At 66.9% G+C, this 25,953-nt stretch carries 18 protein-coding genes, 2 pseudogenes and 1 riboswitch; of the genes and pseudogenes, 14 read left to right on the top strand and 6 right to left on the bottom strand.

Annotation, left to right across the window (positions count from 1 at the left end; translation table 11 throughout):
• Positions 1 to 5 precede the first annotated feature (5 nt).
• From aroK to ugpQ, 4 genes are all read left to right on the top strand, one after another.
• Positions 6 to 560, top strand: coding sequence for a shikimate kinase AroK (aroK, locus tag FAZ98_RS12715; RefSeq protein WP_158951978.1), 555 nt, complete (start codon positions 6 to 8; stop codon positions 558 to 560).
• A gap of 202 nt (positions 561 to 762) precedes the next feature.
• Complete coding sequence (gene aroB / locus FAZ98_RS12710; RefSeq protein ID WP_158951544.1) at positions 763 to 1,860, top strand: 3-dehydroquinate synthase; 1,098 nt, start codon at positions 763 to 765, stop codon at positions 1,858 to 1,860.
• Between the two features lie 36 nt (positions 1,861 to 1,896).
• Positions 1,897 to 3,138 (top strand): deoxyguanosinetriphosphate triphosphohydrolase, encoded by a 1,242-nt coding sequence (locus FAZ98_RS12705; protein WP_158951543.1) that lies wholly within the window; start codon positions 1,897 to 1,899, stop codon positions 3,136 to 3,138.
• A 55-nt stretch (positions 3,139 to 3,193) separates the two neighbouring features.
• Positions 3,194 to 3,943 carry a glycerophosphodiester phosphodiesterase gene (ugpQ, locus tag FAZ98_RS12700; protein ID WP_158951542.1) on the top strand — a complete coding sequence of 250 codons (750 nt, stop codon included), beginning with the start codon at positions 3,194 to 3,196 and terminating at the stop codon, positions 3,941 to 3,943.
• Between the two features lie 108 nt (positions 3,944 to 4,051).
• Here the strand turns inward: ugpQ and FAZ98_RS12695 are convergent, their stop codons facing one another.
• Positions 4,052 to 4,426 carry a DUF883 family protein gene (locus tag FAZ98_RS12695; RefSeq protein WP_158951541.1) on the bottom strand — a complete coding sequence of 125 codons (375 nt, stop codon included), beginning with the start codon at positions 4,424 to 4,426 and terminating at the stop codon, positions 4,052 to 4,054.
• Positions 4,427 to 4,877: 451 nt separating this feature from the next.
• Positions 4,878 to 5,597 carry an OmpW/AlkL family protein gene (locus tag FAZ98_RS12690; RefSeq protein WP_158951540.1) on the bottom strand — a complete coding sequence of 240 codons (720 nt, stop codon included), beginning with the start codon at positions 5,595 to 5,597 and terminating at the stop codon, positions 4,878 to 4,880.
• Between the two features lie 188 nt (positions 5,598 to 5,785).
• Between FAZ98_RS12690 and FAZ98_RS12685 the strand changes: the two are divergent.
• The 4 genes and pseudogenes from FAZ98_RS12685 to thpR form a co-directional block, all read left to right on the top strand.
• A pseudogene (locus FAZ98_RS12685) lies at positions 5,786 to 6,487 on the top strand (transposase); the annotation flags it as partial.
• A gap of 704 nt (positions 6,488 to 7,191) precedes the next feature.
• Positions 7,192 to 11,892, top strand: coding sequence for a glutamate synthase-related protein (locus FAZ98_RS12680; protein WP_158951539.1), 4,701 nt, complete (start codon positions 7,192 to 7,194; stop codon positions 11,890 to 11,892).
• A gap of 112 nt (positions 11,893 to 12,004) precedes the next feature.
• Positions 12,005 to 13,471, top strand: coding sequence for a glutamate synthase subunit beta (locus FAZ98_RS12675; protein WP_158951538.1), 1,467 nt, complete (start codon positions 12,005 to 12,007; stop codon positions 13,469 to 13,471).
• 203 nt (positions 13,472 to 13,674) lie between these two features.
• The gene (gene thpR / locus FAZ98_RS12670) at positions 13,675 to 14,256 is read left to right on the top strand and encodes an RNA 2',3'-cyclic phosphodiesterase (protein WP_158951537.1); all 582 of its coding nucleotides are present in this window, start codon (positions 13,675 to 13,677) and stop codon (positions 14,254 to 14,256) included.
• A gap of 15 nt (positions 14,257 to 14,271) precedes the next feature.
• Here thpR and FAZ98_RS12665 read toward each other — a convergent pair whose 3' ends face one another.
• The 4 genes and pseudogenes from FAZ98_RS12665 to FAZ98_RS12650 form a co-directional block, all read right to left on the bottom strand.
• Positions 14,272 to 15,636, bottom strand: a complete 1,365-nt coding sequence (locus FAZ98_RS12665; RefSeq protein WP_158951536.1) for a D-amino acid dehydrogenase — start codon at positions 15,634 to 15,636, stop codon at positions 14,272 to 14,274.
• Positions 15,637 to 15,799: 163 nt separating this feature from the next.
• Positions 15,800 to 17,047: pseudogene (locus FAZ98_RS12660) on the bottom strand (MFS transporter); the annotation flags it as partial.
• Between the two features lie 350 nt (positions 17,048 to 17,397).
• Positions 17,398 to 18,171, bottom strand: coding sequence for an SDR family NAD(P)-dependent oxidoreductase (locus tag FAZ98_RS12655; RefSeq protein ID WP_158951534.1), 774 nt, complete (start codon positions 18,169 to 18,171; stop codon positions 17,398 to 17,400).
• A complete protein-coding gene (locus tag FAZ98_RS12650; RefSeq protein ID WP_158951533.1) occupies positions 18,168 to 19,922 on the bottom strand; it encodes an ABC transporter ATP-binding protein/permease in 1,755 nt (584 codons plus the stop codon). Before FAZ98_RS12650 ends, FAZ98_RS12655 begins: the two co-directional genes overlap by 4 nt.
• Before the next feature lie 330 nt (positions 19,923 to 20,252).
• A riboswitch (TPP riboswitch) is annotated at positions 20,253 to 20,367 on the top strand.
• Between the two features lie 334 nt (positions 20,368 to 20,701).
• On the opposite strand from FAZ98_RS12650, the gene FAZ98_RS12645 reads away from it, so the two are divergent.
• From FAZ98_RS12645 to mlaE, 6 genes are all read left to right on the top strand, one after another.
• A complete protein-coding gene (locus FAZ98_RS12645) occupies positions 20,702 to 21,850 on the top strand; it encodes an FAD-dependent oxidoreductase (RefSeq protein WP_158951532.1) in 1,149 nt (382 codons plus the stop codon).
• A gap of 66 nt (positions 21,851 to 21,916) precedes the next feature.
• Complete coding sequence (thiS, locus tag FAZ98_RS12640; protein WP_158951531.1) at positions 21,917 to 22,114, top strand: sulfur carrier protein ThiS; 198 nt, start codon at positions 21,917 to 21,919, stop codon at positions 22,112 to 22,114.
• A 71-nt stretch (positions 22,115 to 22,185) separates the two neighbouring features.
• On the top strand, positions 22,186 to 23,004 hold the full coding sequence (locus FAZ98_RS12635; RefSeq protein WP_158951530.1) for a thiazole synthase: 819 nt from the start codon (positions 22,186 to 22,188) through the stop codon (positions 23,002 to 23,004).
• A complete protein-coding gene (gene thiE, locus FAZ98_RS12630) occupies positions 23,001 to 24,113 on the top strand; it encodes a thiamine phosphate synthase (RefSeq protein ID WP_158951529.1) in 1,113 nt (370 codons plus the stop codon). Before FAZ98_RS12635 ends, thiE begins: the two co-directional genes overlap by 4 nt.
• A gap of 191 nt (positions 24,114 to 24,304) precedes the next feature.
• The gene (locus FAZ98_RS12625; RefSeq protein WP_158951528.1) at positions 24,305 to 25,126 is read left to right on the top strand and encodes an ABC transporter ATP-binding protein; all 822 of its coding nucleotides are present in this window, start codon (positions 24,305 to 24,307) and stop codon (positions 25,124 to 25,126) included.
• Positions 25,123 to 25,899 carry a lipid asymmetry maintenance ABC transporter permease subunit MlaE gene (gene mlaE, locus FAZ98_RS12620; RefSeq protein WP_158951527.1) on the top strand — a complete coding sequence of 259 codons (777 nt, stop codon included), beginning with the start codon at positions 25,123 to 25,125 and terminating at the stop codon, positions 25,897 to 25,899. Before FAZ98_RS12625 ends, mlaE begins: the two co-directional genes overlap by 4 nt.
• The last annotated feature ends 54 nt before the right edge of the window (positions 25,900 to 25,953 follow it).

Raw genomic sequence — 25,953 nt, 5'->3', positions numbered from 1 at the left:
AAACGCTGCAAGTGCGGGACGCAAACGCCAATGTATTTTTCGTAGGGCTCATGGGCGCCGGCAAGACGACCGTGGGCCGGGCCGTCGCGCGCCGGCTGGAGCGTCCGTTCCACGATTCCGATCACGAGATCGAAGCGCGCACGGGCGCGCGCATTCCCGTGATCTTCGAACTCGAAGGCGAGGCGGGCTTTCGCGACCGCGAGTCCCAGATGATCGACGAACTCACCGGGCGCGAGGGCATCGTCCTCGCCACGGGCGGCGGCGCGGTGCTGCGCCCCGAAAACCGCTCGGCGCTCAAGGAGCGCGGCTTCGTCGTGTATCTGCGCGCGCATCCGCACGATCTGTGGCTGCGCACGCGGCGCGACAAGAACCGCCCGCTGTTGCAGACGGAAGACCCGAAGGCGCGGCTCGAAGCGCTCTACGAAGTGCGCGACCCGCTGTATCGCGAAGTCGCCGATTTCGTGATCGAAACGGGCCGGCCCTCGGTCAACGGTCTCGTCAACATGGTGCTCATGCAGCTCGACATGGCGGGCGTCGTGCGCGCCGCCGCGCGCGAGTGAGCGGCGCTCAGCGCCGCGGCGTGTTCGCGCCGTCCGTGAGATAACGGCGCGAGCGCACGGCATTGGCGCACCGGATTCGTGGCGCGGGTCCGCAAAGATCGGCGCATGAATTCGTGCAAAGATTCGCGCAAAGATTCGCACATCGGGTCGGGCGCGGCATCCGACCCATCCAGCAGCATCGGAACTCTCAAAGATCGTGAGCATGATTACCGTCAACGTCGAACTGGGCGACCGCGCCTACCCCATCCACATCGGCTCCGGACTCATCGGGCAGACCGAACTGTTCGCGCCGCATATCGCCGGCAAGTCGGTGACGATCGTGACCAACACCGTCGTCGACCCGCTCTACGGCGAGACGCTGCGCGCCGCGCTCGCGCCGCTCGGCAAGGATGTCAGCACCGTCGTGCTGCCCGACGGCGAGGCGTACAAGAACTGGGAAACGCTCAATCAGATCTTCGACGCGCTGCTCACCGCGCGCGCCGACCGCAAGACCACGCTGATCGCGCTGGGCGGCGGCGTGACGGGCGACATGACCGGTTTCGCGGCCGCCTGCTATATGCGCGGCGTGCCGTTCATCCAGGTGCCGACCACGCTGCTCTCGCAGGTCGACTCCTCCGTGGGCGGCAAGACCGGCATCAACCATCCGCTCGGCAAGAACATGATCGGCGCGTTCTACCAGCCGCAGGCCGTGATCGCCGATATCGGCGCGCTGGCCACCCTGCCCGAACGCGAACTGGCAGCCGGAGTCGCCGAAGTCATCAAGACGGGCGCGATCGCCGACGCCGAATTCTTCGACTGGATCGAAGCCAACGTCGAATCGCTCAACCGCTGCGAGCCCGCGGCGCTCGCGCACGCCGTCAAGCGCTCGTGCGAGATCAAGGCTTCCGTGGTGGCCGCCGACGAACGCGAAGGCGGTCTGCGCGCGATCCTCAATTTCGGCCACACGTTCGGCCATGCGATCGAGGCCGGACTCGGCTACGGCGAATGGCTGCACGGCGAGGCCGTCGGCTGCGGCATGGTGATGGCGGCCGACCTCTCGGTGCGCGTCGGCATGCTCGACGAAGCGTCGCGCGCGCGCCTCGTGCGCGTGGTCGAAGCGGCGAAGCTGCCGGTGCGCGCGCCCGCGCTCGGCGCTCACCGCTATGTCGAGCTGATGCAGGTCGACAAGAAGGCCGAAGGCGGCGCGATCAAGTTCATCCTGCTCAAGCGCTTCGGCGAGACGCACATCGGCCGCGCGCCCGACGAAGCCGTGCAGGCCACGCTCGCCGCTTCGGTCGCGAGCCCCGGCACGCCCGGCTAACGCACGCCGCCCACCAACTTCGCGGAGGAACCCGGTGTGAGCGACACCCGCAGTGATTCCCGTCGTGATGTGTCGAATGAAGTCTCCGGCGCGCCCGGCGCGTCGAACGAAGCCTTCGACACGGCCGAAGCGTTCAATGTGTCGGACGCGTTCGACGCCGGGCTCGCGCCCTACGCGGCGCACAGCGCACAGTCGCGCGGCCGCCGTCATCCCGAGCCGCCGCCCGCCGCGCGTAGCGAATTCCAGCGCGACCGCGACCGCATCGTGCATTCCACGGCGTTTCGCCGCCTCGAATACAAGACCCAGGTGTTCGTGAACCACGAAGGCGACCTGTTTCGCACGCGGCTCACGCACAGCCTGGAAGTCGCGCAGATCGCCCGTTCCGTGGCGCGCAACCTGCGCGTGAACGAGGATCTGGTCGAGGCGATCTCGCTCGCGCACGACCTCGGCCATACGCCGTTCGGCCATGCGGGCCAGGACGCGCTCAACGAGTGCATGCGCGAACACGGCGGCTTCGAGCACAACCTGCAAAGTCTCGCCGTGGTCGACGAACTCGAAGAACATTACGGCGCCTTCGACGGCCTGAATCTCTGCTTCGAAACGCGCGAGGGCATTCTCAAGCACTGCTCGCGTGAGCACGCCCGCCATCTCGGCGACCTGGGCGAGCGCTTTTTGCTCGGGCGGCAACCTTCGATCGAGGCGCAGATCGCCAATATCGCCGACGAAATCGCCTATAACAATCACGATGTCGACGACGGCCTGCGCTCGGGGCTCATCACCGTCGAGCAACTCGCCGAAGTCGAACTCTGGCAGGCGCACTATGACGCCGCGCGCGCCGAGTATCCGCAGATCGAAGGGCGGCGGCTGATCCACGAAACGGTGCGGCGCATCATCAACACGCTGATCGTCGACCTGATCGGGCAGACGCGGCGCAATCTCGCTACCCACGCGCCGCGCTCGCTCGACGAGGTGCGCGCCGCGCCGCCGCTGGTCGCGCACAGCCCGCGCGTGGCCGCCCAGGCCGCCGCGCTCAAGCGCTTTCTCTATCGCAATCTGTACCGCCATTACCGTGTGATGCGCATGGCGAACAAGGCGAAGCGCGTGGTGAAGGGGCTCTTCGAGGCGTTTTCCGAAGACGCGCGCCTGCTGCCGCCCGCCTATCAGACCGCGGATGCGGCCGCGCAGCCGCGCCTGATCGCGCATTACATCGCGGGCATGACCGACCGCTACGCGCTCAAGGAGTACCGGCGTCTCTTCGTGGTCGAAGACGACGTTTGAGCGTGAGTTGTTGCTTCACGCTTCGCCCCTGCCCTCGAACACGGGAATGCCGACGATGAAGACCTGGCCGTATCCGCGCGTTGCCGCGCATCGTGGGGGCGGCACGCTCGCGCCCGAGAATACGCTCGCGGGCCTGCGCACGGGCGCCCGGTTCGGGCACACGATGGTCGAGTTCGACGCGAAGCTTTCCGCCGACAACGTCGCGTTCCTGCTGCACGACGACACGGTCGATCGCACGTCGAACGGCCACGGCGCCGCCGCGCGCCTGCGTTACGAGGAATTGGCCAGGCTTGATGCGGGGAGCTGGCGCGATGCGCAATTCGCCGGTGAGCGGATGCCGACGCTCGCGCAGGTGGCGGCGTGCTGTGGCGAGCTGAAACTGGCCGCGAACGTGGAAATCAAGCCGTGCGAAGGCCGCGACGGGGAGACGGGGCGTCTCGTCGCGCAAGAAACCGCGCGGCTCTGGGCGAATGCGCCCTTGCCGGGACCCCTGTTGTCGTCGTTCAGCTACGCGGCGCTGGAGGCCGCGCGCGAGAGCACGCCGCAATTGCCGCGCGGCATGCTCTACGAGCGTGTGCCGGAGGACTGGCAAGCGCAAACCGCTGCGCTTGGCTGTGTCTCGCTGCACGCGAGCCACCGGCATCTCGACGCGGCGCTCGTCGCGCGCATCAAGGCGGCGGGACTGTTCATCCTCGTCTACACGGTCAACGACCTCGCGCGCGCGCGCGAACTGGTGCGCTGGGGCGTGGACACGATCTGCACGGACCGCATCGACCTGATCGGGCCGCACGCGCTAGACAGCTAGCGCGCGTTACCGCGGGCGAATACCGGCGCGGCGGTGAACGCCGCGTCGCGTCGCGCCGGAGCGAGGTGCATAGGCCATGCACACCGCGCGGCGCGAACACTCAAACCATCAGCGGCGCGCCAGCAGCGCACCCACGACCAGCGCTACGCCGCCCACGATGGCAAGCGATTGCCACGGGTTGGTGTGCACGTAGTCGTCGGCGTTGGAAATGGCGGCGGTGGTGCGCTCGCGCGCGCTCGCACGCGCCACTTCGAGGCGTTCGCGGGCGGCGTCGAGGCGCTTGCGGATGTCGGCGCGCAACGCGGTGGCGTCGGCCTGGGTGCCTTCGCCTAGCGTGGTTTCCAGTTCGGCGAGCAATTCGCGCAGTTCATCGGTGATGTCGGCGGCGGCACTACGGCCGCGGCGCGCGATGCGCTTCGCATGCTTGCCCGTGCGCGTCCAGGAATCTCCGAGGGCATCTCGCGTATTCGGAAAGGCGCTCATGTACGGCTCCTCTTTGTCAAAAACACCGGGTAAAAGGCTCACCTCGCCGCGTATGAAAAAAGGACGCGGCAGGCAAGATTCGAAGTGAAAGTATTGCGCAATTCCGGTGCCCGAGCATTTGAACGTGGCCGGCGACCAGCGGCAAACGCTTATGCGGCGGGGGTCTCGCATCAAGCGGCAAAACAAATGATTACGGGGACAGCACGCTTTTTCACAGAGGCATAGAATCAGGATAAGCCCATGCGAGTCAGGGAGACATGCGGTGGAGACAGTCAATCAGGAGAGGCAGAAGCCACCCTTCGCCGGATGCCGCAAGGGCAGGGCGAAGAGAGGGCGAGAGGATTCGTCGATGTGCCGCTGCGCTGGCCGGCGGAGCGGCGCCCGCGCCAGCGGGCGGCCCACGGCCGGGCGCCAGGCATGCCGGGCGGCATGCGGGTGGCGCCAGGCCCGGTTAGAACATATAACCGACTTTCAGGTACGTGACGAGCGGGTTCAGGTGAATCTTGGCTTCGCTGCGGCGCTCGGTGCCGAGCTGGTTGTTGACCTTCGTATCGAACGATGCGATCACGCTGATCGGGATGTACGAGAGCGAGAAGCCGGCGAACCAGTGCTTCGTGAACATGTAGTTGAAGCCGGCATTGAATACCGGTGCCCAGGAACGATCCGTGGAAGCGCTGGTCGGACCCCCAAGGACGCCCTGCTCGAATGCGCTGTTGGTGATCTTCGCATCGGTGAACCATGCGTAGGTCACGCCCACGCCGAGGTAGGGGCGGAATTTCGCGTCGGGCTTGTTGAAGTAGTACTTGAAGATCAGCGCCGGGCTCCAGAGGCGTGCGGAACCCACTTTGCCGTAGGGGCTGAAGATGCCGCCACCCGAGAGATCGAACTTCGGCGGGATGCCCAGTTCGGCTTCGGCCGCGAAGCTGTCGGTGATGAAATAACCGATCGACAAGCCGAGCGTGTCGGACGAGCCTACGCTGGCGCCCGTGTTGGCAATGGACTGATTGACGGGCGCGCCGCCTGCGCTATTGATCTTGAGCGGGTCACTGCTGTCTTGCGGCATGAGACGGAACCAGCCCGTCGTGACGTAGAACGTGTTGGCCGATTGTGCGTGTGCTGCCGAAAAACTGGCGAGCGCGGCGATTCCTGCCAGCGCCTGTTTTAATTTCATATTAAGACTCCTCCATGAAAGGCCCGCTCATTATGAACAGAACGTTTGCAACAAACCATACGCGACCGTTAGAGCTTTTTCACTAAGCGCCGCGAGCTTTCCGCCTAAGCCGCATGCCTGCGAGAACCAGTGCTGGCGCGGCCTGGCGGGCATGCGGGTATTCACCAACGGAACCAGGAAAATCGAGCATGGCACGGCTTGCACGTCTTTATGTCCCCGATCAGCCGCAGCACGTGATCCTGCGCGGGCTCGATCAGCAGCCCGCGTTCGTCGATGATCAGGATTACGAGCTTTTCATCGATTGTCTGAAGGCCGCAGCGCGCGATCATCATCTGGCGGTCCATGCATGGGTGTTGATGCCCGGCGCGGTCCAACTCCTCGTTACGCCGTCCGACGAATCCAGCCTGCCCAAGGCCATGCAGGCGGTCGGCCGGCGCTACGTGGCGCATTTCAACCGTCGCTACGCGCGGCGCGGCACGCTCTGGGAAGGGCGTTACCGCGCTACCGTGATCGAGGGCGAGCGCTTCTTCCTGCTTGCGAGCCGCGTCGTGGAACTGGCGCCGGTTCGCAATCATCTCGTTGCCGCGCCCGAAGATTACCGCTGGTCGAGCTATCGGCATCACATCGGGCTCACCGTCGACAGCCTCATCACCGACCATCCGCTGTACTGGGCGCTCGGTAATACGCCGTTCGAGCGTCAGCGCGCGTATCGCGAACTCTGCGAGCAACCGCTCGACGAGCGCGAAACCTCGCAGCTGATGCAAGCCACGCTCAAAGGCTGGGTGCTCGGCGGCGACACCTACCGCGAATGGGCGGGCCGCTCCGCCAACCGGCGCGTCTCGCCGCTGCCGCGCGGCCGGCCCCGCAAGGTGCGCGAGGCGCCCGCCACTGGCGGCGCGGCGGCCTCGCCGCTGCCGGGCAGTCCCGGCCCCGCGAGTCACGCGGGTACCGGCACGCCACATGGAGCGCACGGCGCTTCGCATACGCCCATTCATGGCAGCACGCACGCCGCGGCTCAGGACGCGGCGCAAGGCGGCGGCCAATCTGGCACTCATTCTAGCGCAGGCTCGACGTTCGGCAGCGGCGCAAGTGGCAGTGGCGGCGGAGCGAGTGCGGGCGGTTCGTCCGGCAATACCGAAGATGGCCATTCCGGTGGCAATTCCACAACGCATTCTGACTCGCAGGCGGAGCGCGGCAGCGGTTCCGGTGCCTCGGGCGGCGGCGGATCGAGCGGTTCGCAAGGCTCGCACGGCGAACACAAGCCGGGGCACGGTCCACACTGAATCGCTTTCCGATCAAGCATTTAGCCTTCGCATTATCCTGAAAACGGCTCGTTGCAAGCCGTTTTCTTTTGTCTGATTTTGATATGGCACCATTAAATTAATGTGCGAATGCATCATGTGAATAAATGGGGGCAAATCACACAGGTTTATTTGCATGCCCTTGATTCGTCGCGTATATTCGCCTTTCGGCTCTCCTGGGCGCAAGACGCGGGAAGCTGGTATCGCCCCGCAACGCCGTACAGCGGTCACGCAAGCGGCGTAAAAAAGAATGGATTCAACGGCCGGAAACGGCCTTACTCGACGGTGTCCCCATGAACGATCACCAGCAGCGCGCCGCGGTGCCCGCCGCGCAAGGTCTGTACGACCCGCAAAACGAACATGACGCCTGCGGCGTCGGTTTCGTCGCCCATATCAAGGGCAAGAAGAGCCACGAAATCATTCAGCAAGGCCTGAAGATTCTCGAGAACCTCGACCACCGGGGCGCCGTTGGCGCCGACCCGCTGATGGGCGACGGTGCCGGCATCCTCATTCAGATTCCCGACGCGTTCTATCGCGAGGAAATGGCCAAGCAGGGCGTGACGCTGCCGCCGTTCGGCGAGTACGGCGTCGGCATGATCTTCCTGCCGAAGGAACACGCTTCGCGTCTCGCGTGCGAACAGGAACTCGAGCGCACGGTGCGCGCCGAAGGCCAGGTCGTGCTGGGCTGGCGCGACGTGCCGGTCGACCACACCATGCCGATCTCGCCCGCGGTCAAGGCGAGCGAGCCGCTGATCCGCCAGATCTTTATCGGCCGCGGCAAGGACGTGATGGTCACGGACGCGCTCGAGCGCAAGCTGTACATCATCCGCAAGACCGCGAGCCACCGTATCCAGGCGCTCAAGCTCAAGCACGGCAAGGAATACTTCGTGCCGTCGTGCTCGGCGCGCACGGTCGTCTACAAGGGTCTGCTGCTGGCCGGTCAGGTTGGCGTGTACTACCGCGACCTGCAGGACGAGCGCGTGGTGTCGGCGCTGGCGCTCGTGCACCAGCGCTTCTCCACGAACACGTTCCCGGCGTGGGAACTGGCTCACCCGTACCGCATGATCGCCCACAACGGTGAAATCAACACCGTGAAGGGCAATGTGAACTGGCTGAACGCCCGTACCGGCGCGATCGCCTCGCACGTGCTCGGCGACGACCTGCCCAAGCTCTGGCCGCTGATCTACCCGGGCCAGTCGGACACGGCCTCGTTCGACAACTGTCTCGAACTGCTGGTGATGGCGGGCTACCCGCTCGTCCACGCGATGATGATGATGATCCCGGAAGCCTGGGAACAGCACACGCTGATGGACGAGAACCGCAAGGCGTTCTACGAATATCACGCCGCGATGATGGAGCCGTGGGACGGCCCCGCCGCGATCGCCTTTACCGACGGCCGCCAGATCGGCGCGACGCTCGACCGTAACGGTCTGCGTCCGGCGCGCTACATCGTCACGGACGACGACCTCGTCATCATGGCGTCGGAAGCCGGCACGCTGCCGATTCCCGAGTCGAAGATCGTCAAGAAGTGGCGTCTGCAGCCGGGCAAGATGTTCCTGATCGACATGGAACACGGCCGCATCATCGACGACAAGGAACTGAAGGACAACCTCGCCAACGCCAAGCCGTACAAGAGCTGGATCGACGCCGTGCGCATCAAGCTCGACGAAATCGAGCCGAAGGCGGAAGACGTGGCCACGGCGCGCGCCGAAGCCGCCGCGCTGCTCGACCGTCAGCAGGCGTTCGGCTACACGCAGGAAGACCTCAAGTTCCTGATGGCGCCGATGGCGATGTCGGGCGAAGAAGCCGTGGGCTCGATGGGCAACGACTCGCCGCTGGCGGTCATGTCCAACAAGAACAAGACGCTCTTCAACTACTTCAAGCAGCTGTTCGCGCAGGTCACGAACCCGCCGATCGACCCGATCCGCGAGAACATGGTCATGTCGCTCGTGTCGTTCATCGGCCCGAAGCCGAACCTGCTCGACACGAACAACATCAACCCGCCGATGCGTCTCGAAGTGTCGCAGCCGGTGCTCGACTTCAAGGACATCGCGAAGATCCGCGCGATCGAGCAGTACACGGGCGGCAAGTTCAGCAGCTACGAGCTGAACATCTGCTATCCGGTGGCCTGGGGCAAGGAAGGCATCGAGGCGCGTCTCGCTTCGCTGTGCGCGGAAGCCGTGGACGCGGTCAAGTCGGGCTACAACATCCTGATCGTGTCGGACCGCCGCGCGGACCGCGACAACGTCGCGATTCCGGTGCTGCTCGCCACCTCGGCGATCCACTCGCACCTCGTGCAGCACGGTCTGCGCACGAGCACGGGTCTCGTCGTGGAAACGGGCGCGGCGCGTGAAACGCACCACTTCGCGCTGCTCGCCGGTTTCGGCGCGGAAGCCGTGCACCCGTACCTCGCGATGGAAACGCTCGCGCAGATGGCGCAGGGCCTGAAGGGCGATCTCTCGCCGGAGAAGGCCGTCTACAACTTCACCAAGGCGGTGGGCAAGGGCCTGCTCAAGGTGATGTCGAAGATGGGCATCTCCACGTACATGTCGTACACGGGCGCGCAGATCTTCGAAGCGGTCGGTCTCGCCGACGACCTCATCGCCAAGTATTTCAAGGGCACGGCCTCGAAGGTTGGCGGCATCGGCCTGTTCGAAGTGGCGGAAGAAGCGATCCGTCTGCATCACGACGCGTTCGGCGACAACCCGGTGCTCGAGAACATGCTCGACGCGGGCGGCGAGTACGCGTACCGCGTGCGCGGCGAAGACCACATGTGGACGCCGGACGCGATCGCCAAGCTCCAGCACTCGGCGCGCAGCAACTCGTACCAGACGTACAAGGAATACGCGCATCTGATCAACGATCAGACGAAGCGCCACATGACGTTCCGCGGTCTCTTCGAGTTCCGTATCGACCCGGCGCGCGCGATTTCGATCGACGACGTCGAGCCGGCCAAGGAAATCGTCAAGCGCTTCGCCACGGGCGCGATGTCGCTCGGCTCGATCTCGACGGAAGCGCACGCCACGCTGGCGGTCGCCATGAACCGTATCGGCGGCAAGTCGAACACGGGTGAAGGCGGCGAAGACGAGAAGCGCTACCGCAACGAACTGCGCGGCATTCCGATCAAGAACGGCGACACGATGCAGTCGATCATCGGGCCGGAAGTCGTCAAGGACATCCCGCTGAAGGACGGCGACTCGCTGCGTTCGAAGATCAAGCAGGTCGCGTCGGGCCGCTTCGGCGTTTCGGCGGAGTACCTGTCGTCGGCGGACCAGATCCAGATCAAGATGGCGCAGGGCGCGAAGCCGGGCGAAGGCGGTCAGCTGCCGGGCCACAAGGTGTCGGAATACATCGGCAAGCTGCGTTATTCGGTGCCGGGCGTGGGCCTCATTTCGCCGCCGCCGCACCACGACATCTACTCGATCGAAGACCTGGCGCAGCTGATTCACGATCTGAAGAACGTGAACCCGGTGTCGTCGATCTCGGTGAAGCTGGTGTCGGAAGTGGGCGTGGGCACGGTGGCAGCGGGCGTGGCGAAGGCCAAGGCCGACCACGTCGTGATCGCCGGTCACGACGGCGGCACGGGCGCCTCGCCGCTCTCGTCGCTCAAGCATGCGGGCACGCCGTGGGAACTCGGTCTGGCGGAAACGCAGCAGACGCTGGTGCTGAACCAGCTGCGCGGCCGTATTCGCGTGCAGGCCGACGGCCAGATGAAGACGGGCCGCGACGTGGTGATCGGCGCGCTGCTCGGCGCGGACGAATTCGGCTTTGCCACGGCGCCGCTCGTTGTGCAGGGCTGCATCATGATGCGCAAGTGCCACCTGAACACCTGCCCGGTGGGCGTGGCCACGCAGGATCCGGTGCTGCGCGCGAAGTTCTCGGGCCAGCCCGAGCACGTCGTCAACTTCTTCTTCTTCATTGCCGAAGAAGTGCGCGAAATCATGGCGAATCTGGGTATCCGCAAGTTCGACGATCTGGTCGGCCGCGCGGATCTGCTCGACACGCGCCGTGGCGTGGAACACTGGAAGGCGAAGGGTCTCGACTTCTCGCGCGTGTTCTATCAGCCGCAAGTGGGTGCCGAAGTCGCGAAGAAGCACGTCGACACGCAGGACCACGGTCTCGACCGCGCCCTCGATCACACGCTGATCGAAAAGGCGAAGGCCGCGATCGAAAAGGGCGAGCACGTCTCGTTCATCCAGCCGGTGCGCAACGTGAACCGTACGGTCGGCGCGATGCTCTCGGGCGTGGTGGCCAAGAAGTACGGCCACGACGGTCTGCCGGAAGACTCGATCCACATCCAGCTGAAGGGCACGGCGGGTCAGAGCTTCGGCGCGTTCCTCGCGCGCGGCATCACGCTGGATCTGGTTGGCGACGGCAACGACTACGTGGGCAAGGGCCTCTCGGGCGGCCGCATCATCATTCGTCCGACCAACGACTTCCGCGGCAAGTCCGAAGAAAACATCATCTGCGGCAACACGGTGATGTACGGCGCGCTCGAAGGCGAAGCCTTCCTGCGCGGCGTGGCGGGCGAGCGCTTCGCGGTGCGTAACTCGGGCGCGACGGCGATCGTCGAAGGCACGGGCGACCACGGTTGCGAATACATGACGGGCGGCACGGTGGTCGTGCTCGGCGAAACGGGCCGCAACTTCGCGGCGGGCATGTCGGGCGGTATCGCCTACGTGTTCGACCCGGACGGTTCGTTCGCCGGCAAGTGCAACAAGTCGATGGTCGCGCTCGACCCGGTGCTGCAACAGGCCGAGCAGGAGCGCACGGTCGACCGCGCGCTGTGGCACGCGGGCCAGACCGACGAAGCGCTGCTCAAGGGACTCGTCGAGCGTCACTTCCAGTTCACCGGCTCGCCGCGTGCGAAGGCGCTGCTCGAAAACTGGGATGCGGCGCGCCGCCAGTTCGTGAAGGTGTTCCCGACGGAATACAAGCGCGCGCTGGGCGAGATCGCCGCGAAGAAGGCCGGCCAGGAAGAACTGGCGGCCTGATCCGCAAGCGCGATTCGCCCACGACTGAACGAAGACGAAGCGCCCGCCGCGCACTGGATGCGGCGGCGGGCGCGGTCCCCCTCACTGAATACATTAGATAGACGAGAACCACATGGGTAAGGCAACCGGTTTTCTCGAGTTCGAGCGCCAGCATGAGGCGTACGAAGCACCGCTCACGCGCGTGAAGCACTACAAGGAATTCGTCGCGGCGCTTTCGGACGCCGACGCGAAAGTCCAGGGTGCGCGTTGCATGGACTGCGGCATTCCGTTCTGCAACAACGGCTGCCCGGTCAACAACATCATTCCGGACTTCAACGACCTCGTGTTCCGCCAGGACTGGAAGAACGCGATCGAAGTCCTGCATTCGACCAACAACTTCCCCGAGTTCACGGGCCGTATCTGCCCGGCGCCCTGCGAAGCGGCGTGCACGCTCGGCATCAACAACGACCCGGTCGGCATCAAGTCGATCGAGCACGCGATCATCGACAAGGCGTGGGCCGAAGGCTGGGTCGCGCCGCAAGTCGCGAAGCACAAGACGGGCAAGAAGGTTGCCGTCGTCGGTTCGGGCCCCGCGGGTCTGGCCACCGCGCAGCAACTCGCGCGCGCCGGCCACGACGTGACCGTGTTCGAGAAGAACGACCGCATCGGCGGCCTGCTGCGTTACGGCATCCCCGACTTCAAGCTGGAAAAGTGGCTGATCGACCGCCGCATGCGCCAGATGGAAGCGGAAGGCGTGACGTTCCGCACCAACGTCTTCATCGGCAAGGGTGAGCTGCCGGCGTATATCGGCAACACGGCGAAGGAAACCGTCACGCCGGAGGAACTGAAGGAACAGTTCGACGCGGTGGTGGTGGCGGGCGGTTCGGAAACGCCGCGCGACCTGCCGGTGCCGGGCCGCGAACTCGAAGGCGTGTATTACGCGATGGAGTTCCTGCCGCAGCAGAACAAGGTCAATGCCGGCGACAAGCTGCCGGACCAGTTGCTCGCCAAGGGCAAGCACGTGGTCGTGATCGGCGGCGGTGATACGGGCTCCGACTGCGTGGGCACGTCGAACCGTCATGGCGCGAAGAGCGTCACGCAGTTCGAACTGCTGCCGCAGCCGCCGGAAGTCGAGAACAAGCCGCTCGTGTGGCCGTACTGGCCGGTCAAGCTGCGCACGTCGTCGTCGCATGACGAAGGCTGCTCGCGCGACTGGTCGGTGGCGACCAAGCGTATCGAAGGCAAGAACGGCAAGGTCGAGAAGCTGATCGCCGCGCGTATCGAATGGAAGGACGGCAAGATGGTCGAAGTGCCGGGCTCGGAATTCGAAATGAAGGCCGACCTCGTGCTGCTCGCCATGGGCTTCACGCAGCCGGTCTCGCCGGTGCTCGACGCGTTCGGCGTGGAAAAGGATGCGCGCGGCAACGTGCGCGCCGCGACCGAAGGCGACAAGGCGTACTACACGTCGGTGGACAAGGTGTTCACGGCGGGCGACATGCGTCGCGGCCAGTCGCTGGTGGTGTGGGCGATCAGAGAAGGCCGTCAATGCGCGCGCTCCGTCGACGCGTATCTGATGGGCAGCACGGAATTGCCGCGTTAACAGGCGGATATGGGATTGGAGTCAGCGCTAAAGCGCTAACTCCAATCGACACGCGAAGTTTTCTGCGCCGCGCTCGCGTTTCGTTCCGAAGCGCGAGGCGTGAATGGCGCACCGTCGAACCGGGCACCTGCATGGGTGGCCCGGTTTTTTTTCGCCCGGCGCGCTACCATGACCGATCCCGCATTCGCCGATACGGCCCGATCATGTCCGATGCGCGCGCGACCGATCGTGATTCCGCCGAGCCGCAGCAGTGGCACCGCTGCTTCATCGCGCTCGCCCCCGATGCGCCCACGCGCCACGCGCTGGCCACGCTGGAAGTGCCGCCGCGCGCGCGGCGCGTGCCGCAGGCGCAGTTGCATCTCACCGTGGCGTTCATCGGCGCGATGTCGTTCGAGCAGGGCGACGCGCTCGCGCGCGGGCTCGCCATTCATGCCCCGCACGCCCGGCCCATGCCGCGCGCCGAGGTCACGAAACTCGATTACTGGCCGAAGCGCGCCACGCCGCGCCTGATGGTCGCCGTGCTGGCGATGTCGGAGGCGTTCGCGGCGCTCGACCGGCGCGTGCGTGCCCTGTTGGGCGAAGCGGGTTTGCCGCTCGATGCGCGGGCGTTTCGTCCGCATGTGACGTTGGCGCGCTTTCCGCGCGATGCGGCGGCGGTGCCCGCCATCGGCGAAGACACGGCCTTGCCCGCGCCGCTGCGCTTCGAATCGCTCGTGCTGTATTCGAGCACGCTCGCGAAGCAGGGCGCGCGATATGAGGCGCTTGCCGTGGTGAAGCTGGATTGAGCGCCCGCCACGCGCTCAGTTTCGATACCGCCCCAACGTCAGCCCGTCCAGATCGATCTCCGGCGCGCGCTGCGTCACGAGATCGGCGAGCACGCGGCCCGAGCCCATCGACATCGCCCAGCCCGTCGAGCCGTGGCCCACGTTGAGCCACAAGCCGTCCACGCCCGAGCCGCCGAGCAGCGGCGCGCCGTCGGGGAGCATCGGCCGGCGCCCGACCCAGAATTGCGCCGACGAAGGCGCGCCCGCGTGCGGAAACCAGTCGTCGAGCACTTTCATGAGCGTTTGCAGCGCCTGCTCGCGCAGCGTCGCGCGATGATTGCCGAGTTCCGCCGTGCCGGCCACACGCAGATACGGCCCGAAACGCGTGATCGCCGTCTTGAGCGACTCGTCCATGAGCGCGGCGCGCGGCGCTTTCTGGTCGTCGACCACGGGCAGCGTCGCCGAATAGCCCTTCACCGGATAAAGCGGCACGCGCACGCCGAGCGGCGCGACCAGCGCCGCGCTTTCCACGCCCAGCGCGACCACGACGGCGTCGGCGGCGAGCGTCTGCGGCGTGGCGTCGGCGGGTTCGTTGAGTTCGGCGGGGCGCAGGACTTCGGCGGGCGCGCGGCGCTGCTCGCGGCGTTCGCGCCGGTTGTTGGCGGCGCCGCGGCCGGGCACCGCGCGCACGCGCACGCCGTTCACCTTGCCGCCTTCGGACTCGAGCGCGAGCACTTCGGTGTCGAACAGGAAGTTCACGCCTTGCGCCTCGCACACCGAGCGCAGCTCGCGGGTGAAGCGCGCGCAGTCGCCGGCTTCGTCGTCGGGCAGATAGATGCCGGCCACGGGCTTCACGCGCGACCACGCGAGGCCGGGCTCGATCTGCGCGCAGGCGGCGGCGTCGAGTTCGCGATAGACGATGCCCGCGTCGCGCAGCACGCCCAGCGCCGGTTGCGCGAGCGCGAGGTCGTAATCGCTGCGGAACAGTTGCAGATAACCCTGGCTGCGGCCGTATTCGAACGCGTGCGTCGCCTGGAACGCGTGCAGACATTCGCGGCTGTAGTAGGCGATGCGCTGCATGCGCTGCTTGTTCACGCGAAAGCGCGCGAGGTCGCATTCGCGTAGCCAGCGCGCGATCCAGCGCCATTGCGCGGCGTCGAGCGTGGGCCGGAACACCAGCGGCGAAGTGGGCTTGAGCAGATATTTGACGAGCTTCGCGGGCATCCCGGGCGCGGCCCAGGGCGTCACGTAACCGGGCGCGATCACGCCCGCGTTGCCGAAGCTCGTGCCGAGCGCGACGCCCGGTTCCCGCTCGATGACCGTGACGTCGCAGCCTCGTTCGCTCAAGTAATACGCAGTTGCCACGCCGATCACACCGGCGCCGAGGACGATCGTTTTCATGCCGGTCGAGCAGTTTGGGACGGACGGTATTGCAGCATGTTCGCGCTCATCGTGCAGCGGAACCGGCAGACGGCGTGTCGCGCTGAGGGTGGGCCGGATCGGCGGATAAATCGGCGGACGAATCGGTGGAAGAATCGGTGGGCGAATCGGCAAGTGTCGGCGTGGGCGCTTCGGCCAGCGCCTTGCCCTTCGTTTCGGGCAGGCACAGCGCCGCGACGATCACGAGCAGATAGCCCGCGCCCGCCACCACGCCAATGGATTTCACGAGCGACATGCTCTGCGCGAAGCTGCCGACGAGGATCGGGAAGAACGAGCCGAGGCCGCGCCCGAGGTTGTAGCAGAACCCCTGGCCGGAGCCGCGTATCGCGTTCGGATACAGCTCGGACAGATACGCGCCCACGCCGGCGAAAATGCCCTGCACGACAATGCCGAGCGGAAAGCCCAGCGCGAGCATCGCCGTATCCGTGATCGGCAGCATGGTGTAGGCCATGCCGAGCGCGAACGAGCCGATCGCGAACAGGATGAACGAAGCGCGCCGGCCGATCTTGTCGCAGAGAATCGCACCGACGATATAGCCCGTGAACGAGCCCACGATCAGCACGATCAGGTAGCCGCTCGTGTTGAACACCGAAAGATGGCGCACGGTCTTGAGATAGGTCGGCAGCCACGTGGTGATCGCGTAGTAGCCGCCGAGCATGCCGGTGCACAGCGCGCTGCCGAGCAGCGTGGTGGCGAGATGCGTGCGCGAGAAGATCTGCAGGAAATGGCCGTGAGACTCGCCGGCTTCGCGGGCGCGGCGCGTGGCGAGAAAAACCTCGGGGTCGCTCACGTTGCGGCGCACGTAGAGAATCCACAGCGCGGGCAGGATGCCGATCCAGAAGCACGCGCGCCACGCGTATTCCTCGGGCAGCAGCGCGAAGAACGCCCAGTAGAGAATGGCCGCCGCGCCCCAGCCGAACGACCAGCTGCTCTGCACGGTGCCCACGGCTTTCGCGCGATGCTGCGGCGAGCGGATCGTCTCCGCCATCATGATCGTGACCACCGACCATTCGCCGCCAAAGCCCACGCCTTGCAGCGTGCGCGTGGCGAGCAGCTGCCAGAACGAATGCGTGAAGCCGGAAAGGCAGGTGAAGACCGCGAAGGTGGCGATGGTCCATTGCAGCACGCGCACGCGGCCGTAGCGGTCGGCGAGGATGCCCGCGAGCCAGCCGCCGAGCGCCGACGAGATCAGCGAACTCGTCGCGATCATGCCGGCTTCGCTTTTCGTCATGCCCCAGCTCGCGATGAGCGTCGGGATCAGGAACGAGTAGATCATGAAGTCGAACGCGTCGACGGCGTAGCCGCCGAAGCCCGCATAGAGCGTGCGCCGCTCGCGGCCGTTCAACTCGGTGAACCACTGAAAGGTGCTCATCGCGTGTCATCCCCCTGTTGTTGTGCGCGTCGAGGTCCGTGAACGTGCAGGGACCTCGCGCCATCGACACAATCGGCAAACGAAGCTGGCGGCGCCGCGGCCGCGCGACGAGGGCGGCGGCGAACATGCCGATGGAAAGCCGCCCGTTTGCGTTGCGCGGATGCCCGGTATTTTACGGTGCCAGGCGGTACCGGCGCGAGGGAACAATTTTGGCGCGCGATGCGGGGCCGCGTGGGCGCGTCATTTCGATAGCAAGCGAACGAAGCAGCGGAGCGGAACGATGCCGGCGCGGGGGAGGTGAAAAGGGAGCGCAGGCGATGCGGCGGCGGATGCCGCAAGAACGCGAATGCCTAGCCGAGCGTCAATCCGCCGTCGACATGAATCACCTGGCCGGTGATGTGGCGCGCCGCGTCGCCGAGCAAAAAGGCGATGAGTTCGGCGATGTCGGTGGGGTCGGCCACGCGGCCGAGCGGCGTGGCTTCGGCGGCGTGCGCCCACGCGGGCGCGTTCTCGGGCGTCGGGCCCGCGTCCTTGCGGGTGTAGCCGGGCGCGACGCAATTGACCGTCACGCCGCGCGGCGCGAGTTCGGCGGCCGCGGTTTTGGCGAGCGCTTCGAGCGCGGCCTTCGCGGCGGCGGTGGCCGCGAACGGCGCGTCGGCGCGATAGCGGTGCGCGACGAACGAGCTGAGCGCAACCACGCGCCCGCGCGCCGAGCGTTCGAGCGCGGGCCGCGCGTGCTGCACGAGTGCGGCGAAGGCGGCGGGCATGGCCGCGAACGCGTGCGCGAGGGCATCGGCGTCGAGTGTGGCGAGCGTTTGCCGCTGCGCGTGGCCCGCATTGGCGACGAGCTGGTCGAGCGCGCCGAAGTGCGCGAGCGTGGCTGCGACGAGCGCGGCGGCCGCGCCCGTTGCGGCGAGATCGGCGCCGAACGTGGCGCAGGTCGCGCCATGCCGCGCGCACTGCGCGGCCACGGCGTCGAGCCGCGCGCGCGAGGCGGAATCGGCGCCGCGCGCGTGCAGCATCAGGCCCACGCCGGGCGCGGCGAGCCGACGCGCGAGCGCCGCGCCGATACCGGAGCCGGCGCCCGTGATCAGCACGACACGATCCGCGCGCGTGTCGCTCATGCCGCGACGCGCTCCGCCGTGCGCTCGATTTCGAGCGTTTCGTGGTGATACGCCGCGAGCGATTCGCGATGCGCGACGCTCACGATGGCGGCCTTCGGCAGACGTTCGACGAAGAGCTTGTAGAGGCGGCCTTCGTTGTCGGCGTCGAGCGCGCTGGTCGCTTCGTCGAGGAACAGATAGTCGGGCTTGTGCAGCAGCACGCGCGCGCCCGCGAGACGTTGCTGCTCGCCCGGCGAGAGCACGCGGGTCCAGTGACCCGACTCGCCCAGGCGCTCGGCATAGTCTTCCAGACGGCAGGCGCGCAGCGCTTCGCGGCAGTCCTCGTCGCTGTAAGCGTCGGCGGGCGAGGGATAGGTGAGCGCGGCCTTGAGCGTGCCGATCGGCAGATAGCTCTGCTGCGGAATGAACATCATGCGCGCGTCCACGGGCGCGTCGATCGACCCTTCGCCGAACGGCCAGAGCCCCGCGAGCGCGCGCATCAGCGTGCTCTTGCCCGCGCCCGACGGACCGCGCACGAGCCAGCGCGAGCCCGGCTTGATGGCGATGTCGCGCACGGTGGAGAGCGGCGTGCCGTTGGGCAGCGCGAGCTTGAGGTGTTCCGTCGCCAGCTCGTTGCTGTCGATGAAGTGCAGATTGATGCCGCCGTGCTCCGTGGCCGGCGAGACGCTTTCCTTCAGGCGCGGCGAGTGCACCACGCGCACGAATTCGCGCAGACGATTCACCGTGGCGCGCCATTCGACCAGCGTCGCGTAACTGTTGATGAACCACGAGAACGAATCGCTCACCGTGCCGAACGCCTGCGAAATCTGCATCAGCACGCCGAACGTGAAGGCGCCCGCGAAGTAGCGCGGCGCGGCCACCACGAGCGGGAAGATGATGGCGATCTGGCCGTAGAAGCTCAGCACGAAGGTGAGGCGCTTCGTGTACTTCATCACGCGCCACCAGTTTTCGCGGATGTGCTGGAAGAGGCCTTGCGTGTTGTTGCGCTCGGTGTCCATGCCGTCGTAGAACGCGATCTGCTCGGCGTTCTCGCGCAGGCGGATCAGGCCGAAACGGAAATCGGCCTCCACCTTCTGCTGCTGGTAGTTGATCGACACGAGCGGGTGGCCGACCTTCTGGATCACGAGCGAGCCGAACACGGCGTAGAGCGCGGCGGCCCAGACCATGTAGCCCGGAATGGCGATGGGCGTGCCGCCCAGCGTGACGGTGAGCGCGCCCGCGAGCGTCCAGAGGATCGTCACGAACGAGATGAGCGTGACGACGGTGGAAAGCAGGTCGAGCGTGAGCGAGAGCGTGGTGGTCGCGAACGACTGGAGGTCGTCGCTGATCCGCTGGTCGGGGTTGTCGGCGAGACGATCGCGCTCGATGCGGTAGAACGCGCCCTTGCCGAGCCATTCGTTCAGAAAGCGCGTGGTGAGCCACTGGCGCCAGCGAAAACCGAGCATCTGGCGCAGGTAACGGCCGTACACCGCGAGGATGATGAAGCCGAACGCGAGGCCCGTGAAGATCATCAGCAGATGCGGGAACTGCTTGACGTCCTTGTTCTGCAACGCGTTGTAGAAGTCGGCGTTCCAGCTGTTCAGGCGCACGTTGATGTACACCACGAGCAGGTTCATCACGATGATCGCGACGAGCAGGCCCCAGGCGATCCAGCGTTCCTCGGACACCCAATAGGGCTTGATCAGGCTCCACGCGGTGATCTTCTGATGCTCGTTCTGATCGGGCGTGGCGCGGGAAGATTGGTTGGTCATGTGCGTCCTGATGTTGGGCCGGCAGCGATTTTCGCAGCGATTCTGTCGCCGGCCGCTTAAAGGAGTCTTAACCGCGGAGTTGAGACCGCGGCGGCCTCGGTGGCCTCGGTAGCCGCAGTAGCGTTACCCTCGGGCGGTTTCGGCACTCATTGTCTCACCGTGCGCGCGCACCGCGCCAAATCGACACGCAATGCCGCGCGGCGTTCCGGCCCAACTGGCCGCAGCGCCGCGAAACGTGCCTGAAACAAGGGCTTGCGGCGATTGTGCCAGAGCGCGAGCCCCGTGCCGCCGAGGTTTGCGGGCGCTCCGCGTTTTGTGGTCTAATAATCGATGACGAAACAGGGGTGCTTCACCGGTATGCCGGGCATGCCGCCAGTGAGGCTGAGAGAGACCCTTCGCACCCGATCCGGGTAATACCGGCGCGGGAAGTTTCCAGAAGTTCTGGCTGGTGTTCTCGTTCCGCTTCTCGTTGACTTGTCGCTGCGCGAATGCGCGCGAAGTCGCACGAAGAACGCCAGTTTCCCGCCGGGCGGCATGCCTGGCGCTTCGGACCCGCACCATCGCGCGTCATCGCGCATCGTCGTCGCGGGTCATGTGCGCCGGAACAGCCTCACGGTCGGCCTTGCCAGCCGGTTTCGTCCTTGGGTACGTCTGCAGCTGCCGTACGGAAAGGATCCGATGACCGCCACTATTTCAGCTTGTTCCCCCATTTCCGCGCGTCGCGTGAGCTTCGTCGCGCGCGCCGCGATTCCGTTCGCCGTGCGCGCGGGAGCGCCGTCATGAGCCGCGCCACTCCGCAAGGCGCGAACGGCACGCCCGACTTCGCCGTGCTCGGCGGTGGCCTGAGCGGCCGTCTGGTCGCCTGGCGCCTCGCGGGCGCGGGCCATCGCGTCGCGCTCTACGAGCGCGGCGGTCCCGAGGGCGGCGAAGCGGCCGCGTGGGTCGCGGCCGCGATGCTCGCGCCGCTCGCCGAAGCCGCCGTCGCCGAAATGCTCATCACCGAACTCGGCGTAGCCTCGCTCGAAAGCTGGCCGCGCATTCTGGCCGAGCTGCCCGAACCCGTGTTTTTCCAGCGCAACGGCACGCTCGTGGTCTGGCACAGCGCCGATCGCACCGAAGCGCCGCTGTTCGAGCGCCGCGTGCGCGCCAACGCGCCGCGCGAACTCGCCGATGCCCATTTCATGGCGCTCGCGGGCTCGCAGCTCGACGCCGCCGAACCGGCGCTGGCCGGGCGCTTCGCGCGCGGCTGGCTGCTCGACGGCGAGGGCCAGCTCGACAACCGTCAGGCGCTCGCGGCGCTTGCGGCGGGACTGGCCGAGCGCGGTGTGCAGACGCACTGGCATACGAGCGTCGACGAAACCGATCTGCCGCGTGCGCGCGTGACGATCGACTGCCGCGGGCTGGGCGCGAAGCCGGTCATGCCGGGCCTGCGCGGCATTCGCGGCGAGGTCGCGCGCGTGCACGCGCCGGGCATCGGCCTGACGCGGCCCGTGCGCCTGCTGCACCCGCGCTATCCGCTCTATCTCGCGCCGAAGGAAAACGACGTCTACGTGATCGGCGCGACCGAGATCGAAGGCGAGGACCGTTCGCCCGTGAGCGTGCGCTCCGCGCTCGAACTGCTGAGCGCGGCGTTCGCGGTGCATCCGGCGTTCGGCGAGGCGCGCATCCTCGAGCTCAATTCGCAGTGCCGTCCCACGCTGCCCGACCATCGGCCCGCGCTCGTCTGGGACGGCAAGTCCACGCTGCGCCTGAACGGCCTGTATCGCCACGGTTTCATGATCGCGCCCGAAGTCGCCGACGAAGCCGTGCGGGTCGCGCAGGCGCTGTTCGATGCGCGCGTCACCGACGCCGATTCGTTCGAGACGCTGCGCCGTGCCTCGCGCTGGGGCGAGATGCTGCACGCGCAGGGCGCGCACGAGCCGGCCTGAGCCTTGCGCGAGATTCATCGGCAGAAACCGCACCGTATTAAACAGTCAGTCGCCAACACTATTCATATGGACATCCAGATCAACCAGAAGCCGCTCACGCTGCCCGAAGGCGCGACCGTCGCCGACGCGCTCACCGCTTACGGCGCGCGTCCGCCGTTCGCCGTCGCCGTGAACGGCGACTTCGTGGCGCGCGGCCAGCACGGCGCGCGCGCGCTCAAGGCGGGCGACCGGCTCGACGTCGTGAGCCCGGTGGCCGGCGGCTGAGCGCCGCTCGCCGTCGTTATCCGGCGTCTCCCGTGCATTCCGGCGCTCGCGCCACACCAGGATCGATTGTCATGACCTCATCCCCAACTCCCGCCGACGCGCTCACGCTCTACGGCGAAACCTTCGCGAGCCGCGTGCTGCTCGGCACCTCGCGCTATCCGTCGCTGCAATCGCTCGGCGATTCGATGGCGGCCGCGCGCCCCGGCATGATCACCGTCGCGCTGCGCCGCCAGATGAACGACGGCTCGGCGGGCGCGGGCTTCTTCGATCTGCTCAAGCGCCACGGCGTGCCGCTCTTGCCGAACACGGCGGGCTGCCTGACCGTCGACGAGGCGGTGACCACGGCGCACATGGCGCGCGAAGTGTTCGAAACCGACTGGATCAAGCTCGAACTGATCGGCGACGACTACACGCTGCAACCCGACCCCGTTGGCTTGATCGAGGCGGCCGGCCGGCTCGTGAAAGACGGCTTCAAGGTGCTGCCGTACTGCACCGAAGACCTCGTGATCGGCCGCCGCCTGCTCGACGCGGGCTGCGAAGCGCTGATGCCGTGGGGCGCGCCCATCGGCACCGGCAAGGGCGTGATCAATCCGTACGGCTTGCGCGTGCTGCGCGAGCGGCTGCCCGACGTGCCGCTGATCGTCGACGCGGGTCTCGGCCTGCCGTCGCACGCGGCGCAGGTGATGGAGTGGGGTTTCGACGGCGTGCTGCTCAACACGGCGGTCGCGCAGGCGACGCATCCCGAGGCGATGGCGCGCGCTTTCGCGCTGGGCGTGGAAGCGGGCCGCGCGGCGTATCTGGCCGGGCCGATGGCCGAGCGCGAGGCGGCGGTGGCGAGCACGCCCGTCGTCGGCATGCCGTTCTGGCACCAGGATGGAGATCAACGATGACCGATACGCTGCAACTCAAGAGCCGCGAGCTGTTCTGGCCGCCCGCCGACGAACTCACCGCCGCGACCGAGCGCATCCGCGCGCGGCTGGGCGAGTGGCCGCCCACGCACGCGCCGTGGCGGCTTTGCCTCACCGCGCCTGACGCGCCCAACGGCGGCGATCTGATCGTCGTCAGCGACGCCGCGCCGCATCTCGCCAGCATCGCGCGCTGGATGACCGAAGGCGCGGGCGTGATCGAAGCGCTCGCGGACAACCCGAAGGCCGCGCGCGTCACGCTGCATCTGGGCGGCGAGCGCTACGCGCTGGAAGGCGAACTCGCCGAAGACTGGATGCCCGCGCTGGCGGCGTTTCTCGACTGCGGTTTCGATCCGCACGACGCGCTCGTGCTGGCGATGGCCTGGCGCGACGGCGACGACGCGCAGGCCGACGCGTGGCCCGTGGACATCGCGCGCTTTCCGCGCGTGCTCGGTCTGCCCGACGCGCCCGCGCAGCCGTTCGCGCCGTGCCCGGCGAAGCTCGGCCTCTATCCCGTGCTGCCCACGGCGGACTGGGTCGTGCGGGTGCTCGATTTCGGCGTGAAAACGGTGCAGTTGCGCAGCAAGCAGCCGAAATCGGCGGCGCTCAACGACGAAATCGCGCGCTGCGTCGCGGCGGGGCAACGCCACAATGCGCAACTTTTCATCAACGATCATTGGCGGGAAGCGATGGCCGCGGGCGCGTACGGCGTCCATCTCGGCCAGGAAGACCTGCGCGAAGCCGATCTGAACGCGCTCGCGGCGTCGGGCGTGCGCCTCGGTTTGTCCACGCATGGCTATTTCGAGATGCTGACGGCGCTGCACTTCCGCCCGAGCTACCTCGCCTGCGGCGCGGTGTTCGCGACCACCACCAAGTCGATGCCGACCGCGCCGCAAGGCATGGCGCGCCTCGCCCGCTACGTGCAGCTGCTCGACGGCGTGGTGCCGATGGTGGCGATCGGCGGTATCGACGGCGCCGTGCTGCCCGAGGTGCTGGCCACCGGCGCGGGCAGCGCGGCGGTGGTGCGCGCCGTGACCGAGGCCGCCGACCCGGCTGCCGCCGTTGCTGCGTTGCAGAACGCGTTTACGCAATAATTGTCCCGCCCGAGCGAGGCGCCGCGCCCTGTACGCGTGACGCCCGCCGGGTGGCCATTCGGCGTTCCGCCACGCGCAGCCGCGCGGGTGCGGGGGCCGGAAGGCTTACATCAAATACGCGGGGCGCGCCACGGCAGGTTTTCCACGATGGCCCTATAATCCCGCCTTCGTGTAAATGGACTGTCAGCCACGTGCCCCCAACTTCCGAGACCCTACTGGAGCTGCGCGACGTCGACTTCGGCTACGGCGACCGCCTCGTTCTGTCCGGCCTGAACATGCGCTTCAAGCGCGGTCAGGTGGTGGCGGTCATGGGCGGCTCCGGTGGCGGCAAGACGACCGTGCTGCGTTTGATCGGCGGCCTGATTCGCGCCCAGCGCGGCCAGGTGCTGTTCGGCGGCGAAGACGTCGGCGCGCAGTCGCGTGACGGGCTCTACGCCTTGCGCCGCAAGATGGGCATGCTGTTCCAGTTCGGCGCGCTCTTCACCGACATGTCGGTGTTCGAGAACGTCGCGTTCGCCCTGCGCGAGCACACCGACCTGCCCGAAGAGCTGATCCGCGACCTCGTGCTCATGAAGCTCAACGCCGTGGGGCTGCGCGGCGCGCGCGACCTCGCGCCGTCGGAGATTTCGGGCGGCATGGCGCGCCGCGTGGCGCTCGCCCGCGCCATCGCGCTCGACCCCGAACTCATGATGTACGACGAACCGTTCGCGGGCCTCGACCCCATCTCGCTCGGCATCACGGCCAACCTCATCCGCACGCTCAACGACGCGCTCGGCGCCACGTCCATCCTGGTCACGCACGACGTGCCGGAGTCGTTCGCCATCGCCGACTACGTGTATTTCGTGGCGAACGGCCGCGTCCAGGCCGAAGGCACGCCGGATGAGTTGCGCGCCTCCACCGACCCGATCGTGCGTCAGTTCATCGACGGCGCGCCGGACGGCCCGTTCCGCTTTCACTACCCGACGAACGTCCCGCTCGACGCGGACTTCGGCATTGGCGGAGGCCGCTCATGATTGGCGCCATCAGTTCGATTGGGCGCGGCGTGCTCGACGCGATCGCGGGCGCGGGCCACGCGTCGCGATTCTTCGCGCGCCTCGTGCTCGAATTCTTCCCGTTGTTGCGCCGTCCGCGGCTTGTCACGAAGCAGATCCACTTCGTCGGTAACTATTCGTTGCTGATCATCGCGGTGTCGGGTCTGTTCGTCGGCTTCGTGCTCGGCCTGCAGGGTTACTACACGCTCAACCGCTATGGCTCCGAGCAGGCGCTCGGCTTGCTTGTCGCGCTGTCGCTCGTGCGCGAACTCGGCCCCGTGGTCACGGCGCTCCTGTTCGCGGGCCGCGCCGGCACCTCGCTCACCGCCGAAATCGGTCTGATGAAAGCGGGCGAGCAGCTCACCGCCATGGAAATGATGGCGGTGGACCCGGTGCGGATCGTGGTGGCGCCGCGCATGTGGGCGGGCGTGATCGCCATGCCCATTCTGGCGGCCATTTTCAGCGCGGTCGGCATTCTCGGCGGCTACGTGGTGGGCGTGCTGCTGATCGGCGTGGACTCGGGCGCGTTCTGGTCGCAGATGCAGGGCGGCGTCGACGTGTGGAAGGACGTGGGCAACGGCGTGATCAAGAGCATCGTGTTCGGTTTCGCCGTGACGTTCACCGCGCTCTATCAAGGTTACGAGGCGAAGCCCACGCCCGAAGGCGTGTCGCGCGCGACCACCAAGACGGTCGTGTACGCGTCGCTCGCGGTGCTGGGTCTCGACTTCCTGCTGACGGCGTTGATGTTCAGCTGAGTGTCAGTGTGTTGATCAGCCTCGGCTCGTGCATTGGCGCGAGCCTCGCGGCGA

This window comes from Paraburkholderia acidisoli (genome assembly GCF_009789675.1).
Classification (GTDB): domain Bacteria; phylum Pseudomonadota; class Gammaproteobacteria; order Burkholderiales; family Burkholderiaceae; genus Paraburkholderia; species Paraburkholderia acidisoli.
The sequence above is the reverse complement of the archived record's forward strand: the minus strand, read 5'-3'. Positions and strand labels throughout refer to the sequence as shown.

Coding starts and splice junctions, on each gene's coding strand:
- aroB (WP_158951544.1), top strand. CDS start 763: ATGATTACCGTCAACGTCGAACTGGGCGACCGCGCCTACCCCATCCAC.
- ugpQ (WP_158951542.1), top strand. CDS start 3,194: ATGAAGACCTGGCCGTATCCGCGCGTTGCCGCGCATCGTGGGGGCGGC.
- FAZ98_RS12695 (WP_158951541.1), bottom strand. CDS start 4,426: ATGAGCGCCTTTCCGAATACGCGAGATGCCCTCGGAGATTCCTGGACG.
- FAZ98_RS12690 (WP_158951540.1), bottom strand. CDS start 5,597: ATGAAATTAAAACAGGCGCTGGCAGGAATCGCCGCGCTCGCCAGTTTT.
- FAZ98_RS12680 (WP_158951539.1), top strand. CDS start 7,192: ATGAACGATCACCAGCAGCGCGCCGCGGTGCCCGCCGCGCAAGGTCTG.
- FAZ98_RS12675 (WP_158951538.1), top strand. CDS start 12,005: ATGGGTAAGGCAACCGGTTTTCTCGAGTTCGAGCGCCAGCATGAGGCG.
- thpR (WP_158951537.1), top strand. CDS start 13,675: ATGTCCGATGCGCGCGCGACCGATCGTGATTCCGCCGAGCCGCAGCAG.
- FAZ98_RS12665 (WP_158951536.1), bottom strand. CDS start 15,636: ATGAAAACGATCGTCCTCGGCGCCGGTGTGATCGGCGTGGCAACTGCG.
- FAZ98_RS12655 (WP_158951534.1), bottom strand. CDS start 18,171: ATGAGCGACACGCGCGCGGATCGTGTCGTGCTGATCACGGGCGCCGGC.
- FAZ98_RS12650 (WP_158951533.1), bottom strand. CDS start 19,922: ATGACCAACCAATCTTCCCGCGCCACGCCCGATCAGAACGAGCATCAG.
- FAZ98_RS12645 (WP_158951532.1), top strand. CDS start 20,702: ATGAGCCGCGCCACTCCGCAAGGCGCGAACGGCACGCCCGACTTCGCC.
- thiS (WP_158951531.1), top strand. CDS start 21,917: ATGGACATCCAGATCAACCAGAAGCCGCTCACGCTGCCCGAAGGCGCG.
- FAZ98_RS12635 (WP_158951530.1), top strand. CDS start 22,186: ATGACCTCATCCCCAACTCCCGCCGACGCGCTCACGCTCTACGGCGAA.
- thiE (WP_158951529.1), top strand. CDS start 23,001: ATGACCGATACGCTGCAACTCAAGAGCCGCGAGCTGTTCTGGCCGCCC.
- mlaE (WP_158951527.1), top strand. CDS start 25,123: ATGATTGGCGCCATCAGTTCGATTGGGCGCGGCGTGCTCGACGCGATC.